Here is a 14979-nt window from a genome sequence, read left to right on the forward strand (position 1 = left end):
TCGAGGGTTGCCGATGTTCAGTGTCCGACAGGGGTCCGTCGCGGCCTCCAGACGAGATTAGACATCGACGAGGATGGGTGAACCCGAGAGAGCGTCAGGGATGCCTCGCTGAGTGCGTCGCACATATTGGCGGTGAACATCCATTTTATGCCGTTGGTTAGTTGGCGACACCTTCAGATTGGCTTCATCCAGCACTTTGCTGCCTCAGTCTAAGGCCGACTCCCGGCTGCGTATCTGCCGTCGCGGCAATGGCCGGGCAAGGTCGATTCCTGTCGATATCCGTCTTGAAGATATGCATGGGGCAGTTCCATTTCAAATTCTGATTTCGCAAGGAGAGCACGATGGCAGACACCGTAGATGCAGTCGAGATGCACAAAACAGATTTTGATTCGGAACGCCTCGCGTTTCACGAGCAGATGGCTGGGGCATACCATGGGTTCCTGCACTACACCCTTGTCGCCAACGCCGGCAACGAGGCCCTCTACAAGGGCATGAGAGAGTTTCGGAACAAGTTTCTTTCGAGCTACTTTATCGAAAATGCGCCCGTGGCTCCCCTCTTTGGCAACAGCGAGAAGGTTCGGAAGAAGTATGGCGGTGCAGGTGTGCGCCGGTATCTGGTAGCGGATTACTACAGCCACGAAGCACTGAAAATCCTGCGCACATGCAGGCCTTTGGCGAGACGCTTGTGCTTTGAGCATATCCTCCCGAAGACAGAACTCATACAGGCCCTTTGCGAGGGAAAGGTGGCGGAAGCTGGCAACGAATTCGGCGTAGCTGACATCAAGGGGATGTTAGACAGCTACTGGCATCTGGCTGTAATCACAGCGGAAGAGCACCGTGAGCTACTTACGGGCAGAAAGATGCCCACCGGCTGGACGCCGAAAGACCACATATTCAAGCGGTACGAAAAACTGGCACGAATGAAGGGCTTTCGACTCTATCGGTCCCGGGAGGACGCGAAGCAGTGCCAAAGCGTGCTGGTGGAGAATTCGGTGGATTCTTGTAATTGAAAGCGGGGATGGGAGCGCCTGACTGGATTCTTCCAGCGCTTCGCCAGCAGACAGATAACGTCGAGCCTGAGCCTGTCTTCCTTGGCGACGCCATCGATGCCTCCGTCGCCAAATCGACTAGCTTGTCTTCCACGAACCTTCGAAGCACGGGAAATGCCATGGCTTCGGATGCGCTCACCAAACTTGCCACCTGGCTCGGCCCACGCAGCCTGGATTCGCATTGCCAGGGTCGACGACCGCCGGATACCTTCGGCATGGCAGGCAGGTCCCGGTCCAGTGGAGAGGTGCCGGCGAAGTTGCTTCGAATAGTCGAGTCAGTGTGCACCGTGCTTTAACAACTGAAGAAACCGAAAAGTGGGCGTTTGCGATTCCGGCCACCTGTCTGTCTGCGGGATGCGAAGAATCGCTTTGTCGAGGCTTGAGACTGTCATTCTGGGCTTTGGTCAAAGGTGAACTATCCTGGTCTCACGGCAACGGTGATTCGACCCAACATTGGGGACACTTTTTGTCTCAATTGTCCAGCATCATGGTCGCTAGCCCCCGGGAGAGACCCATGACTTTGAGCACGAACATCCCCATCGCCGGTTCCGTCCGAGCGCGCTTCGACTTCGAGGCAGAGAATCAGGCGTTTCAGGAAGGAGACTAGTCGGCTCACTGCGCGCTGCAGGCATCCCAACATTCCCCTAAGCCCTCGAGTCGTCTTCTCGCTGGTGTGAAAGCTCGTAGCTTCCACCAGCCGCGAAAGCAACGATGGCGAGGTCGCTATCAATAGCGAAGCAAAGCAAATTTTCCATTGAGAATCCTGCAGCGATGAACCCAGAACTCGAGAAGACGCTCGTCGCGAGCTACTCGGCTCTCTACCGTTTGCTGGAGCCACGTTACTCGGGAGCGTGCCGTTTCGAATGCGACGATGGCTGGTACCGCATAATCGAAGGGCTGTCGCGCAAGCTTGAATTCGAGGCACGTACCTCAGAACTGCTCATAATTGAGGTTTGGGCGAGGCAGGGCAGTCTGCGCCTCCTTCTTCGAGGTGACGTGACCGCCCCAGTGGATGCCTGGGTTGCTGAAGCGACACATCTTAGTCGACGAACGTGCGAGCGATGTAGTCGGTCTGCGATACTGCGTGGGCACAAGGACGGCCGGATACGTACGCTATGTCCCGCTTGTACAGTTGCGATGGACTACGTTCTCGAATGACTTCTCAACGACAGCAACATCTATCAGTAACCTACCGTTTGATACGCCATGCAGCGTCCGGCGGAGTTTTTCGGATGCGTGGAACCCGAATCTGCAACTGTTGGCCTACGCAACCTCGAGAGTCGCATCCATACGTGAATGACGGCGCAATGACGCGCGTTGCCTTCAAGACCTGTCTTACCCGAGACCATTAATGCATATCACTCTTGGACTGAACCTCGACAGCCGACTGGGTCCCTCCAGCCAGGACACCCTGGACCAGCCCGTCGTTGGACCAATGGGCCTGCTCGGACTTCTCGAAACCTGGCTCGGGCTGAGCCGTCCGGAAGTGAGCGCGGCGCAGCGCGTCACCAGCTACCTCGGGCATCTGCGCATGCAAGCCGGGCAGGGCCGCTTCTACAGTCGTTCTCTCGAGGCAGATGGCGTGGGCACGAGCGCCAAACTTCTTTCCTGGCGCGACGAGTGGCGTCTCGGGGGATGGGATGGGACCGCACCCGCTGGCAGTTCCCGAAGGCTGCGCGATATGGCGGAGGTCGAGCAGTCTGCTAGCGGTAACATCCCATCCGGACAAGCGGAGCGCCTCGCTGCCATACTCGCGGCGCTCGAAGCGGGGCGGACGCCAATCGAATCGGTGTTGCTCATCGACCCGCTGGACAGCTTCCCCCGTGCCTGGCGCGAGGTCCTTGGCCGCCTCCCTGACGTGAGGACGTGGGAGCCCGAGCCTCAAGGTGAGGGATTGCTTCGGGAGCTTCAGAAAAGCGCACTCGACGCAGTTACACAGGCGGACCTTCGTGCCCTCGTGAACCCGATTGCCGATGGCAGTGTCGTGCTTGTTCAGGCGTCGACCCGGGAGGCCGCCGAGCATTGGCTCAGTGCATATTGCCAACAAGTGCCCGCTGACCGGCTTCTCGTCTGCGAGTCTGACGGTGACTCAGTCGACGCGACGATGATGGCGACGGGTGGCGCCAGCAGTGGCTTTCGCCGCGTCAGTAGCCTGCGTCCTGCCTTGCAGGCGTTGGGGTTGGCACTTGAAATGTGCTGGGACCCGGTTGATGTCGGACGCCTCGTCGAGTTTCTTTCTCATTCCATTGGCCCTTTCCAGCGGAAGGCGCGAATCCGCCTCGCGAAGGCTGTCGCGGAACAACCGGGTATAGGAGGTGGTGCCTGGGAGTCAGCGAAGCAGGAAATCCGCAGCACCGAAAACGGCGATGCCATACTCGAGGACATCGCTTTCTGGCTCGAGGGCGAGCGCTGGAATCGCGACGCTGGCGCACCGGTCGATGCGCTTCTGGCGCGGGTCGAGAAGCTGGCCGATGCCCTGCGCAAAAAGCTCGCGGACAATGGTCCGATGAACGCGACGCTCGGCGCTGCGATAGAGCAGTGCGCGGCAGTTCGGGACGGCCTGCTTGAACTGAAAAACCAGGGAGCGCTCACCATCGTGCCGCGCATGGTTGAACAGCTTCTTGAGCACGCAACACCAGTGAGTGCAGGAAATCCTTTTGCGCCGGCGCAGGTAGGCTGCCTTCGGGCTGAATCGGACGCTGCGGCCTGCATCGAGTCTGCCGACGAGGTTGTCTGGTGGATGCCATCGACGCCGCAATTGCCGCTACCGCTTCAATGGACGACGTCGGAACTCGCTACACTCCGCGACCTCGGTGTCGAGGTGCGAGACCCGCAGACTGAACTGGAGCTATTGTCCCGGCAGTGGCTGCGTCCACTGCTGGTCGCGAGGCGGCGGTTTGTCATGGTTCTGCCGCCCCCTGGCGCGGAGGAGCATCCTGTTCGGCAACTGCTGCTGAAACTTTGGCCAGACCTGAAGGAGCACCTCGTCAACCTCGACGCGCAAGTTTCGGACGCGTTTGTCGGGACTCTCGCGGAGAACCTCACACACACCGCGTTGCCTCCAGCGCCTCAGTCGCTCGAACTCGGTGAGCCGATTACGGTACCGACGACGGACCAGTCATACACATCCATGTCGGAGCTATTCAACGCACCCGCACTCTACGCGTTCAAGCGCATCGCACGCATGCGCCCGGCCTCGATACTTGAGGCACGGGACGGCAACAATCTCCTGGGCACGCTCGCGCATCGTGTTTTCGAGAAGCTGCTTCAGCAGACGGACAGCCTGAGCTGGACCGACGAGCAGGCAGTTGCATGGTTCCGGGACAACGTTGATTCCCTCCTTCGGACTGAGGGCGCCATCTTGCTGATGCACGGTGCCGGAGTCAGTCTGCAACGATTCAGGAGCGTGTGCGAGCATGCAATCCGTTCGATGGTGCGCCATCTGCGCGCAGCGAAGGCTACCCGTGTCCATACCGAGCTGCCTGTCGCGGGTAAGCTTGGCGACGTGTCGCTTATCGGCAAAATCGACCTCCTGGTCGAACTGGCTGATGGCCAAGCTGTAGCGCTGGATATGAAATGGCGCGGCGACAAGCGTTACGCGGACGCACTGCACGACGGACAGCATCTCCAGCTGGCTATCTATTCGTTGCTGTACCAGCAGCAAGCCGGCGTTGCGCCGGCGGCGTTGGGTTATTTCATTCTGGAGACTGGCGCAATGTACGTCAGTGCCCCCGACGTTATCCCGACCGCACAAGTTCGGACGCCTCCTCTGGCTGCAACCGCAAGTCTCATTGAGCAGGCCAGGGCAAGTTGGTCCTGGCGCGCCAATCAATGGGCTGAAGGCCACATCGATGTCGTTCCAGTTGGCGGCGGGGAAGATTTCAACGGACCTGAGGGCACACTGCCAGTGAATGGGCCGAATGCGTGGGATAAGGACTATATGGTACTCCTCGGGGGCTGGGAGCAATGAACAACATCGAATTCATCAGCGCAGGTGCGGGCAGTGGCAAGACCTACAAGCTCACGTCGACGCTTGCCGAGGCTCTCGAGTCAGGCGACGCACGGCCGCACGCCGTACTCGCGACGACATTCACGGTTAAAGCGGCAACGGAGCTGCGTGAGCGCGCGCGCGCATGGCTCTTGAACAAAGGCGCAATCGGGCTCGCTACTGCTATCGGCCAGGCAAAGCTCGGTACAGTCAATAGCGTATGCGGCCAGTTGCTGAAGCGCTTCTGTTTCGAGATAGGTCTATCCCCGGACCAGACCGTCTTGAGTGAAGGTCAGGCCAAGCGCCTGCTGGCGACGTCACTTGCAGAGACGCTCGACGAAGCCGGGCGGGAAAAGCTGGTAACGCTCACCACCAGGTTTGGCATCGACCATGCGGAATGGTCGGCGCAGATTGAGGATGTGGTGAACGCCGCTCGCAATAACGACATTTCGGCGGACGAGTTGCGAAAAATGGGCCATCGAAATGCCGACCTGATGCTGGCGAACTGGCCCACTCCCTCGGTAGGCAGCGACCCGACGGGAGAACTCGTTGCCGCCTTGGCGAAGGCACTGACGGACGTGTCGTTGCATCTCGCAACGACTGAGGCCGCGGGCGGGAATGTCGCGCAGAACCTCCGGAATGGTCACAAGGAGCTGGAGCGCCTCGAGCGGTGCTTTCGGGAGGGGCGCTGGAGCTGGCCAGACTGGATTGCGGCTTGCACGCTGAACGCCGGTGCCGTAGTGCGCGCGGCTATGACCCCTGTTTCGGAAGCCGCACAGGCGCACGAATCGCATCCTGGATTCCATGCGGATGTGCGCTCCTATCTTGAACTGGTGTTCGTACTGGCGGCCATGACGCTCGACACCTATGCCGAAGCCAAGCGTGCAATGGGTGCAGTTGACTTTGGCGACCAGGAAGTTCTGCTGCTTAAGGTTATCCGCAAGAACGAGGATGTCCGCCAAGCGTTGGCCGATGAGCTCGACCTTGTGATGGTCGACGAATTCCAGGACACCAGCCCGCTGCAGCTCGCGCTTTTCGTGGAACTCGCAAAACTGGCCAAGCGCTCGGTCTGGGTTGGAGACCCGAAGCAGGCCATTTACGGATTCCGGGGCACCGATGCCCGGCTCATCGCAGGTATTCTTGCGGCTGTTGAGGGTTGGGGCGGGAAGCTGGGCGCTCCACTGACTACCTCCCGACGCTCAACGCCGTCGCTGGTCTCCCTCACAAATGCGGTATTTGGCTCCGCGTTCCTTCCGGAACTGCAGCCGGAACAGGTGCATCTGCAACCATCGAGGGATGACATTGCAGGGCAACCGGCGCTATTTCACTGGAATTTCGAAAGCAAAAACAACGAGTCCGACTACCTCGCGTTGGGGCAGGCAGTCAGCGAACTGCTTCAATCGGAGTTGAAGGTCGTCGACAGGCACACCCAACAGGAACGTCCTGTTCGACCGGGTGATATAGCGGTCCTTTGCCGCAAGAACGACCAGGTTGAACTTGCGGTAACTTCACTTACGCAATGGGGAGTACCGTCCGCGAGCCCGAGAGCCGGACTTCTTGGTACGCCCGAGGCCATTTTTGTTCTTGCGTGCCTTCGACGCTTGCTCGACGCAGGGGACACGGTCGCGTCGGCGCTTATTTTGTCCCTCGCTGACGGCGTTCCTGCGCAGGAATGGCTCGGGGACCGGCTCGAGTATCTCTCGCGGGAAGATGCAAACCCTTCGCGGTGGAAAACTGAGGGGGACGGCGCGCATCCGCTACTTGCCCGTCTGGAGAAGTTGCGACCAAGCCTCGCTGCTCTTACCCCGCGGGAGGCGCTGAGACTCGCTAAAGCCGAGTCACACGTTGCCCGTGTTGCAAGCCAATGGTCGAGTTCTCCCCATCAAGCGAGGACTCGAATCGCCAACGTGGAAGCCTTGATGGACCTCGGCGCAGCTTATGAGGACGAGTGCATTGCCGCCAGACGTCCGGCAACCGTTAGCGGGCTGCTGCTTTGGCTTGGCACACTTGCTGACGACCAGGCCGACGACCGTGCCGCGACGGCCGATGATGCCGTCAGCGTGATGACACACCATGGAGCAAAGGGGCTTGAGTGGCCTGTCGTCATTCTGACGTCCCTCGGAACGGCAGCGAGAAGTGCACTATGGGGTGTTCGTGCGCGTACCGATGGCGAGTTCAATGCAGAGCACCCACTGGAAAATCGCTTCGTGCACTTCTGGCCAAAGACATGGGGCAAGCGGACGCAGCCGCAGTCGACCATCAATGCCGAGCAAAGCGTTATCGGCCAGAGGATGGCGGCGGATGCGCTCGCCGAGAACAGGCGGCTGCTCTATGTCAGCATGACACGTGCACGCGACATAAACGTTGTTGTGACTTGCCAGCGGAGTCGAAGCGTCAACAGAGACTGGGTTGATGAAGTCGAGGCGGGTGACCTGCTCTTCGGTCATGCGGGCCCAGTCGTGCTGCCAGACGGCCGGACCATTCTCCGAGAAGCTGGAGCCTGGAAGGCTACGGAAGTTGTCGTGCCACCCGCGCAGGATGAGTCGACATGTAGCTGGTACGTGACGGCGCCCGTTAGCGATGCTCCGCCTCTCTGGTATCGACCGAGCGATGCCGAAGATGGTCTATATCAAGTCGTGAAATCCGAGCCGGTCGGCGTGCGCATCGCAATCACCGCTAGCGTCGAAATGGACGTACTCGGAAACGCAATGCACCTCTGTATCGCACGCGCTGGTGTGACAGGAAAAGTGCAAGACGCTGATGTCGAGCGCATCCTCACCGCGTGGGGAATGGCACACGCGGTCGACAAGACCGCCGTCATCGCCCAGCTACAAGCGTTCTTTGAGTGGCTGCAACAGCGCTGGCCGAGGAGCACGATTCGTGTCGAGGTGCCAGTCGAAGCTAACAGAGCCGACGGAACGCGACTGCGGGGTCGCATCGATTTGCTGGTTGACACACCTGAGGGGTGGGTACTTGTAGACCATAAGGCGAACCCGGGCGGCAGCAGCCGCAATGAGGAGATTGTGCAAGAGCATGGCTCGCAGCTGTCTGCGTATGCGGCCGCTATCGAAAAATGTACGGGCAAGTTGGTCAAGGAGCAGTGGCTCTATCTCCCAGTGGCGGGTCGCGCAGTTAAGCTTGCTGCCAAAGGACGGAATGGCTAACGCAAATATCAGAAGAAGGGGCAAGTGACTTCGGCGCTCGACTTCAAAGCGATGGCAGTGACCGGATGCGCTATCTGGCCGACTGATTTGGGAGCAGAATCTTCGGATTTTACTGCTACCGGTGAATGTCGTCTGTCAACGCAATCGCATAACTCGGAAAGGTCTACTCACGAACTTCACCAATTCAACGAGCAAGTCAACGTGGACACAAGAACATTTAACGGTAATGAACTCTCGCGCTATTTCGCATCCTTTAGCGGGATGGACGGGGGAAATCTGAAGGCGAGACTGTGGATTTGCGGGATTGAGCATGGTTCTGACGCCGAGACGCTGTCCAGCATCCAGCCGGAACTTGAGCCTGGCGCTTGGGATACTGAGCGGCGGATGATGTACGCCGTGGAATCTCGGAAATGGCCATACTGGCGGAACGTAGCCAAAATTGTCGTCGGCACCCAGAGCGCAGTCATGGCGAGGGCAGGGTTGGCCGCGAAGGGGCCGGATTGGCGCCGATACCGCGATGAATATCTGTACACCCGTCAAGGATGGGAATTCAAACTCAATCTTTTTCCCCTTGCATCTCCGCGGGTTGTCAGTGACGAGTGGGCAAAGGTGCACGGGGCTGAACCAGCACTTGCCGACAAGGAAAACTACCGGACACTCTGCCGCGACGGGGGACGCTTTGAATTCATGCGTCGTCTTCGTCTGGAGCATCAACCTAGGGTCATCGTTGCGACAGGGGTCGGGAGCCGTGACGATTTCGTAAACGCTTTCGGATTCGGCGGTTGCAAGGAGGAGGAAGTTATCATCGGACGCGGCGCCGCGCGACGTCGGCTGTCTGTCTACATAGACAGTTATGCTTATGGTCATCAGAGTGTGCTCGTCGTCACACCGTTTCCAGGTGCCCCGAGCGGACTTAATTCAACTTCGCTGCTCGAAGAATTTGCGGCGTATGTCGGTTCGTGGATGTCGCCCGCAGACTTTCCCGAGTTGCCTGCGGCAGATATGAAAAAGACTCCGGGAGCGCACCTTGATTGACGCAATTCTTGCGGGCGGGACTGCGAATGTGCAACCACTGCACACTCCGCTACTCATTGACCCACACGGCCTTTGGAATGAACCACTTGATGTACTGCCGGCGTTCGACGGGCACGTTCGATGGGAGAGGTCTACGACACACTGCGACCCGAAGACGGCTGGGCTGAGCATCCGGCTCACAAATACTCTTGTCGATTGTCGGTTAGGAGCGGAACAACAGAAAGGCTGCGTTACAGTGCTCGTCGACTCTGAGGTTCCCATCGGCTTGCATGGATGTGGCGCAATCTTGGTGTGTTCTCGAGACACGCTGTCGGCAGCCGTTTCTTCGATGGCCGGTGCAATTTTTACGGTTGCACTGGCGAATCACATAGTGAGTTTCAAGTGGGACGAAGTGCTAGAGGTCATTTCCCGCGATGTACTTATGGTTGCAGTATCGATGCCCGACATCGACAGCACTACCATTGCCGCTAGCCTCGTCACGATGCTGGGGTATTTTCAGGGTGTAAGTCGCATCGAGCCAGAAGCCGTCATGGTCGGGGCAATTGCTCGCGCAGAGGACCCGCCGAATCTACGCGACATTTCAAAGCTCGCATCATCCATACGGTCGATGTCGGGCTTAAGTTGCCATCAGATAGTCGCGTGCCACCTCGCGAAAGAGAGGCAGCCGCAGGCTTTTCTGGTAGCGACATTCCCCATTCCTGTTCTGCCGGGTCAACCCGTGCGGGCTCGCAGACGCTGGCCAAGATGACACGATACCCCTATCGCTTGTTCATTGATGACCTACGCGACCCAACTTCATCGTCATGGACGATTGCTCGAACGTCGAGTGAGGCAATTGCCTTCCTCGAGACGCGTGGATGTCCATATGAGATATCGTTTGACCACGACCTCGGAGGTGACGACACAGCCATGGTAGTTGCAAAGCGACTGATAGAAATGGACCTCGATGCCGAGGGCAGATACATCCCGGAAGACTTTGTGTTCTCCGTACACAGTGCGAACCCTGTTGGGAAGGAAAATATCCTCGGAATTTTGCGAGCCTATTTAAAGCATCGAAAATCTACGCGTTAATCATTGAGCAGCAAGTGGTCCTCAAGCCGGGTACCAAGAAGTGCAGTATTGTCTCGGCGCTTGCCTGGTAAATTCCTGACCCATTGTCACGAGCGAGTCTTTCTGTAAGGTGGCCTCCTCGTCAACTGTAAAAGGACTTCCTTCCAATAGATGGCGTGTCTTAGAGAAGGTCTTCACGATGGAGAAGAGTTAAAGACATCTATAGCGAACGAGTCTCTACGCAAAGAATGCGAAAATTGAGTCGACGGGGACTGATAGGCGCAAGCAGATGCTAGCGGCGAGCGTCAACCCATACGACCTGACCACGCCAGACTACCTAGCTAGACATGAAAAGTCGAAGACGGCATGCACCGACTGAACGACGAACTCGACGGGTCTTCTTTGCGCTCAGGCGGCGGCTGAACAACGGGACAGTTGGAGGCACGGACGTGAGGCGCCGCGTACCCTTCACCAGGTTAGCCGACCACACTTACCCTAGCCGTTCCGGCGCGCCAAACTCAGGCATAATCACCCGACCAATTCGGGGGGATTTATGGCTGCAAGAAAAAGACCGGCGCCGGCCGCGCCCTACGATGTCGACCTCTTCCAGAACTTTGTAAGCGACCCGGACCTCGGGCTGGCAATCGAAGCGCTGAAACGGGCCAACGACATATTTGACATCATCGAACCACTGGAGACGCAGCATTCCCAGATGCTGCAGTGGCTGCTCAACCCGCGCGAAGGGCACGGACAAGGCGACGCTTTGTTCAAGGACTTTCTGACCGCCGCTTGGGCGAGCTGCAACGCAGAGGATGGCCCCAACACCGAATTCTTTGCGCACTGGACGCCGGCGCGCATCAGCATGACAGGCTTCCATTCGCTTCTACTGCTTCGTGAGTACCGCATCTCCGCAGAGAATCACTTAGACTTTCTCTTGGTGGACCCGGTGAACCGGTTCGTCATCGTCGTCGAGAACAAGTACAAGGCGCAACAGGAGAATCAGCAGCTCAATCGGTATCGCAAATCAGTGCAGCAACTCGTGGCCAGCCATCCAGGCTTCAAGAATTTCCGGGTCGGGCTGATTGCGCTGGACCGAGGCCGGTCCCGCCAGTTGAAGCTGCGAGAGCTTAATAAGTTTTGGGTCTATCTGGACTACAGCTGGCTTGAGGCCGGAGCGAGCCGCGCGGAGGCGCAGATGCGCCGCGGGAACCAGACCGCAAGCCTTCTGATTTCGTATTGCCAGCGACAGTCGGACTACGAGTCGCAAGCTGAAAAGGATGTCGACACAATTCTCGCCCGGCTCACGCGCGAGTATCGGCCGCTGCTCAAGCCCCTGGCCGAGGCGCGTGCAACGAAACTGAGCAAGACACAGGGCGTGACGGTGGGAGACCCTGCGAGCGACCTGTGGCTCTTCACGCAGCACTATCCTGAACTGGTGACGCGACTCACCCAGCTGAAGAACCTATCGTTTGTGCGGTCGGAGGTGAGCGAGCGGCTGGCTGCGGTGAAGTTTGAGTTCGAAGAAAGCGACTCCTGGATTCAGATGTTCGACCAGGCGTGGTGGCAGTACGCGCAGACCAATGAGAAAGACGATATCTGGTATTGGCCGTTTTATGTTCGGGTGCGCTTCATTCCGCCTGAATATCTCTCCGAAGAGGAACAGGAGCAGTCTACGGAGAACCTGTACATTGTAAGCGTCGTCTACCGGGAGTCGTACCTGAAGCCGGATACTGCGGAGCGTGTGCGCAATGCGATGCTGGAGAAGTTCCCGGAGCTGGCGGGCGGCCGCCAGAAGGCTCACGTTCGTCGACTACTGAAGGAAGAAGTCACGGAGAGCAGCCTTGTCGCAGAGGTGCTTCGCCGGTATCGCATGCTGAGCTCGGCACTCCAAGGCGTGTGATATCGCAGGAACGCTGTCGAAGTGCTCGGAATGGGGTAGCGGGGCGCTCTATACCTCTTTGTCGTTAACGATGCATGTCGCGAAAGCACGTGCCACAAAGAGGAAACGTTATCATGAAGAATGGCTAGCCCCATCGTTCGCATCTCCTCGTTCGCCCAGCTGCTCTACATGGCGAATGGAGGAGAAACTTGCGGAGAAGGTCGTAAAAGAACTGGGACGGCAATTCACCAGACATAGCGCTGATATCGGAAACCTCTCATACCAGATTCAGTCACCGCCTCTGGGTGCTCACTTCCGGAACGCGGTGGTCACGGGACACTGGCCTTGCAAGGTTCCTTCTTCGTCGGCTGCCGACGAACTCTGAAACAGCTATGAAGGCGATGAGCGCGGCAGAGAGGCAGAACGTTCCTTCTTTTACGATGTGCCGGTCCCGGTGCTCGGATTTCCGTTGCTTGACTTTCTCCGCCTGCAACCGGAATTGTTGACGCTTGAACTGGGCCCTTGGGCGTTCACAGGACAGCGTGCCGATTTCAGTCTGAATTTTCCTCCTTGGTGGACAGGGATGTCCGTACGGAGTACGCGCAATAGAGCAGGCTCATCGACCTCTACGCAGTCGTACACACAGCGCTAAGCGTGAGCGGAAGAAGCAGGGCGTCAGCGAATCCATACGCTTAGAGATTGCGCGCCCGCGGTGGTTGCCAGGCCGATACCGGCCCAACATGCACATCTATGCCGTAAGCGTAGGCACCTTGTTTGTACGGCGCCCCACGATAAAGGATGACGTCGCAGGTCTGCGCAAGCTCTCGATAGAGCGAGTTATCACTCGCGCAAGAATAAAGTAGCGCGGCGCGCAATTTCGTGTCACCGTGTCTCGCGACCACCTTGATGTAGAGTGCTTGTGAATCCGGTTCTCCGACATCAACGCTCCATCCCGCATCTCGGAGCGGGCGCACCAAGTCGCGTATACATTCCTCTGAGAGATGTGCGCTGCGTAGCAGAACCCCGTCATCGGTCGGCATCGGCGGCACGAGTTGACCATGCTCTTGGTAGTTCTTTTGCTCCACTAGCTTAAGCGCCATTTGTGCGTGCCCTTGAAGCAGGGCTTGTTGCCATAGGAGCCGCCCATCGTCGTTCATTTCGGGGAACAGCGTCGCAACGCGGTTGGACTCGTCGTGCCAAGACTCCACGACTCCCAACGTAGCCAGTGCAACCACTAGGCGGCAAAAATTGCTTGCGTTGCTCCACTCTGTGGATGCCGCGTGAGCAAAGAGGTGACGATTGAGCCACGTTATCCCGTCATATTCTCCAGTTTGTCGGAAGAATGAGTCTTTTAGCCAGCGGCGAAAGGTTTCAAAGACAAAGACGCGTTCATCTTGCCCGTAAAGGTAACCCTTCGTTCGGTAATCTTCTGGAACCCAGTTTCCATCGAAATGTAGCCGTTCTGCGAGGTCGCACGCACGGTCCGTTATTCGGTCAATTTGATGTCCCACCTGGAGTTGCTCATGGCTTTCCGACATACGCCTCAGTGCTCCCTCCATGACGGGGATGAGCGCTGCGATGCTCGATGCCCTGTAGCCAGCATAGAACGCGAGATAGGCTTCACGCGCGATAGGCGCAAAGTTGGCGAGGCTTCGCGACTGCGGAATAAGCTGTGCGATGCAGACGGCTTGGAATGGTAGGGTGTAAATGGTCGAAGTGTGATATTCGAACAGCCGTATCGCGTCTTCCTTCGAACGGTGCTCGACGTCCCTGAGGAGTTCGTTGAGGCGCCCCTGAGGGACCCACAGAGGAGCAAACCATTCTACCTTTGCCCACAGTGCAGCTATGCGCTCACTCGCGCGCTTGTTGGCCAGCCATGTCGGGTCATCGGTAGCCGATATTTTGGGGAAATACGCTGTGCCGCCTTCGGCCGTTAGAACCACTGCAGGTGTCGGTCGAAATATTCCGACATTGCGTTCGACCGTGGCGACCACGTTCAGTCCCGCCTCTTTCGCCCAGATGGCAACGTCGCCGGCGCTCAATTCGCTTAGGTTAGGAAGCGAGCGAGCTCGCCACCAAAGACCTGCAAACTTCCTCTGGAGCTTTACATCCGCGTTTAAAGGCTTGGCAGACATATCGACGTTTTCCTTCTAGTTATTGTGGTTTCGCTGCGAGGTCGAAAATCAATTTCGTCAAACTCGTCAACGCGGCTCCCATTTGATGGGACCAATTCGCTGCAACTCCTGCATGAGACGCCGCCGTAGGCGCCCCAAGGACTTCTTCGCGTCCTCGACGGTTACGTAGTCCTTTTGCATGCGCCAATAGCCTTCGGCTGCGATGGCCTCAATCTCGGATATAGCATAGCGGCCGCACTGCACCTCCAGGGCTAGTGTGCGCACAAGCTCCGAGGGATGCCCACACCATAATCTCCGTAGCTCGTCGTCGAGCGGGGTCACAAAAGGGGGAAGCCCATATCGGGCGCGTTCAGCGCGCAGTTTGCGTTCACGCTGCCAAGGCAAATCTGGCGCAGGAGGGTCAACGTATGGAGCCACCATGCGGTTGCGGTCACGCTTGGTGTGGTCGAGCCTGTACACGCACATCTCATATGCCCACCAGTCGCTCCGGGCTTCTTCATCCGTGAGCCATATTGGCGTCGGGGTGAAGCAAGCCTTCGCTTCGTTCCAGACGTAAGCGTCAATCCGAGGCCGTCTTGACGATCAGAACTTGACCTCTGAGAGCCGCTGATTCGCGAGCACGAGATCGAAGGCGGCGGGATCGAAGCTGCCGCCACACCACTCGAGGAAGTGGTCGTGC

Annotated in this window: 8 protein-coding genes; 6 read left to right on the forward strand and 2 right to left on the reverse strand. The window is 58.1% G+C overall.

Annotation, left to right across the window (positions count from 1 at the left end):
- The first annotated feature begins 341 nt into the window (after positions 1-341).
- Complete coding sequence (locus AB4Y36_RS39150) at positions 342-1010, forward strand: hypothetical protein (RefSeq protein ID WP_368685791.1); 669 nt, start codon at positions 342-344, stop codon at positions 1008-1010.
- Here AB4Y36_RS39150 and AB4Y36_RS39155 read toward each other — a convergent pair.
- Positions 938-1231 (reverse strand): restriction endonuclease, encoded by a 294-nt coding sequence (locus AB4Y36_RS39155; RefSeq protein ID WP_368685792.1) that lies wholly within the window; start codon positions 1229-1231, stop codon positions 938-940. The genes AB4Y36_RS39150 and AB4Y36_RS39155 overlap by 73 nt on opposite strands.
- A 1169-nt stretch (positions 1232-2400) precedes the next feature.
- Here AB4Y36_RS39155 and AB4Y36_RS39160 point away from each other — a divergent pair.
- The 5 genes from AB4Y36_RS39160 (at position 2401) to AB4Y36_RS39180 (ending at position 12186) form a co-directional block, all read left to right on the forward strand.
- A complete protein-coding gene (locus tag AB4Y36_RS39160; RefSeq protein WP_368685793.1) occupies positions 2401-5019 on the forward strand; it encodes a RecB family exonuclease in 2619 nt (872 codons plus the stop codon).
- On the forward strand, positions 5016-8201 hold the full coding sequence (locus AB4Y36_RS39165) for a UvrD-helicase domain-containing protein (protein WP_368685794.1): 3186 nt from the start codon (positions 5016-5018) through the stop codon (positions 8199-8201). The genes AB4Y36_RS39160 and AB4Y36_RS39165 overlap by 4 nt, the downstream gene beginning before the upstream one ends.
- A gap of 24 nt (positions 8202-8225) precedes the next feature.
- Complete coding sequence (locus AB4Y36_RS39170) at positions 8226-9236, forward strand: hypothetical protein (RefSeq protein WP_368685795.1); 1011 nt, start codon at positions 8226-8228, stop codon at positions 9234-9236.
- 744 nt (positions 9237-9980) lie between these two features.
- Positions 9981-10307 carry a cyclic-phosphate processing receiver domain-containing protein gene (locus tag AB4Y36_RS39175; RefSeq protein WP_368685796.1) on the forward strand — a complete coding sequence of 109 codons (327 nt, stop codon included), beginning with the start codon at positions 9981-9983 and terminating at the stop codon, positions 10305-10307.
- Positions 10308-10839: 532 nt separating this feature from the next.
- Positions 10840-12186 carry a PD-(D/E)XK nuclease family protein gene (locus AB4Y36_RS39180; protein WP_368685797.1) on the forward strand — a complete coding sequence of 449 codons (1347 nt, stop codon included), beginning with the start codon at positions 10840-10842 and terminating at the stop codon, positions 12184-12186.
- A 671-nt stretch (positions 12187-12857) separates the two neighbouring features.
- Here AB4Y36_RS39180 and AB4Y36_RS39185 read toward each other — a convergent pair.
- Positions 12858-14300 carry a hypothetical protein gene (locus AB4Y36_RS39185; RefSeq protein WP_368685798.1) on the reverse strand — a complete coding sequence of 481 codons (1443 nt, stop codon included), beginning with the start codon at positions 14298-14300 and terminating at the stop codon, positions 12858-12860.
- Between the last annotated feature and the right edge of the window lie 679 nt (positions 14301-14979).

It is taken from the genome of Paraburkholderia sp. BR10936 (genome assembly GCF_040965735.1).
Lineage (GTDB): Bacteria > Pseudomonadota > Gammaproteobacteria > Burkholderiales > Burkholderiaceae > Paraburkholderia > Paraburkholderia nodosa_A.

Excerpts from the sequence above, each read along its gene's own strand:
- AB4Y36_RS39150 (WP_368685791.1), top strand. The coding sequence starts at position 342 with ATGGCAGACACCGTAGATGCAGTCGAGATGCACAAAACAGATTTTGAT.
- AB4Y36_RS39155 (WP_368685792.1), bottom strand. The coding sequence starts at position 1,231 with ATGCGAATCCAGGCTGCGTGGGCCGAGCCAGGTGGCAAGTTTGGTGAG.
- AB4Y36_RS39160 (WP_368685793.1), top strand. The coding sequence starts at position 2,401 with ATGCATATCACTCTTGGACTGAACCTCGACAGCCGACTGGGTCCCTCC.
- AB4Y36_RS39165 (WP_368685794.1), top strand. The coding sequence starts at position 5,016 with ATGAACAACATCGAATTCATCAGCGCAGGTGCGGGCAGTGGCAAGACC.
- AB4Y36_RS39175 (WP_368685796.1), top strand. The coding sequence starts at position 9,981 with ATGACACGATACCCCTATCGCTTGTTCATTGATGACCTACGCGACCCA.
- AB4Y36_RS39180 (WP_368685797.1), top strand. The coding sequence starts at position 10,840 with ATGGCTGCAAGAAAAAGACCGGCGCCGGCCGCGCCCTACGATGTCGAC.
- AB4Y36_RS39185 (WP_368685798.1), bottom strand. The coding sequence starts at position 14,300 with ATGTCTGCCAAGCCTTTAAACGCGGATGTAAAGCTCCAGAGGAAGTTT.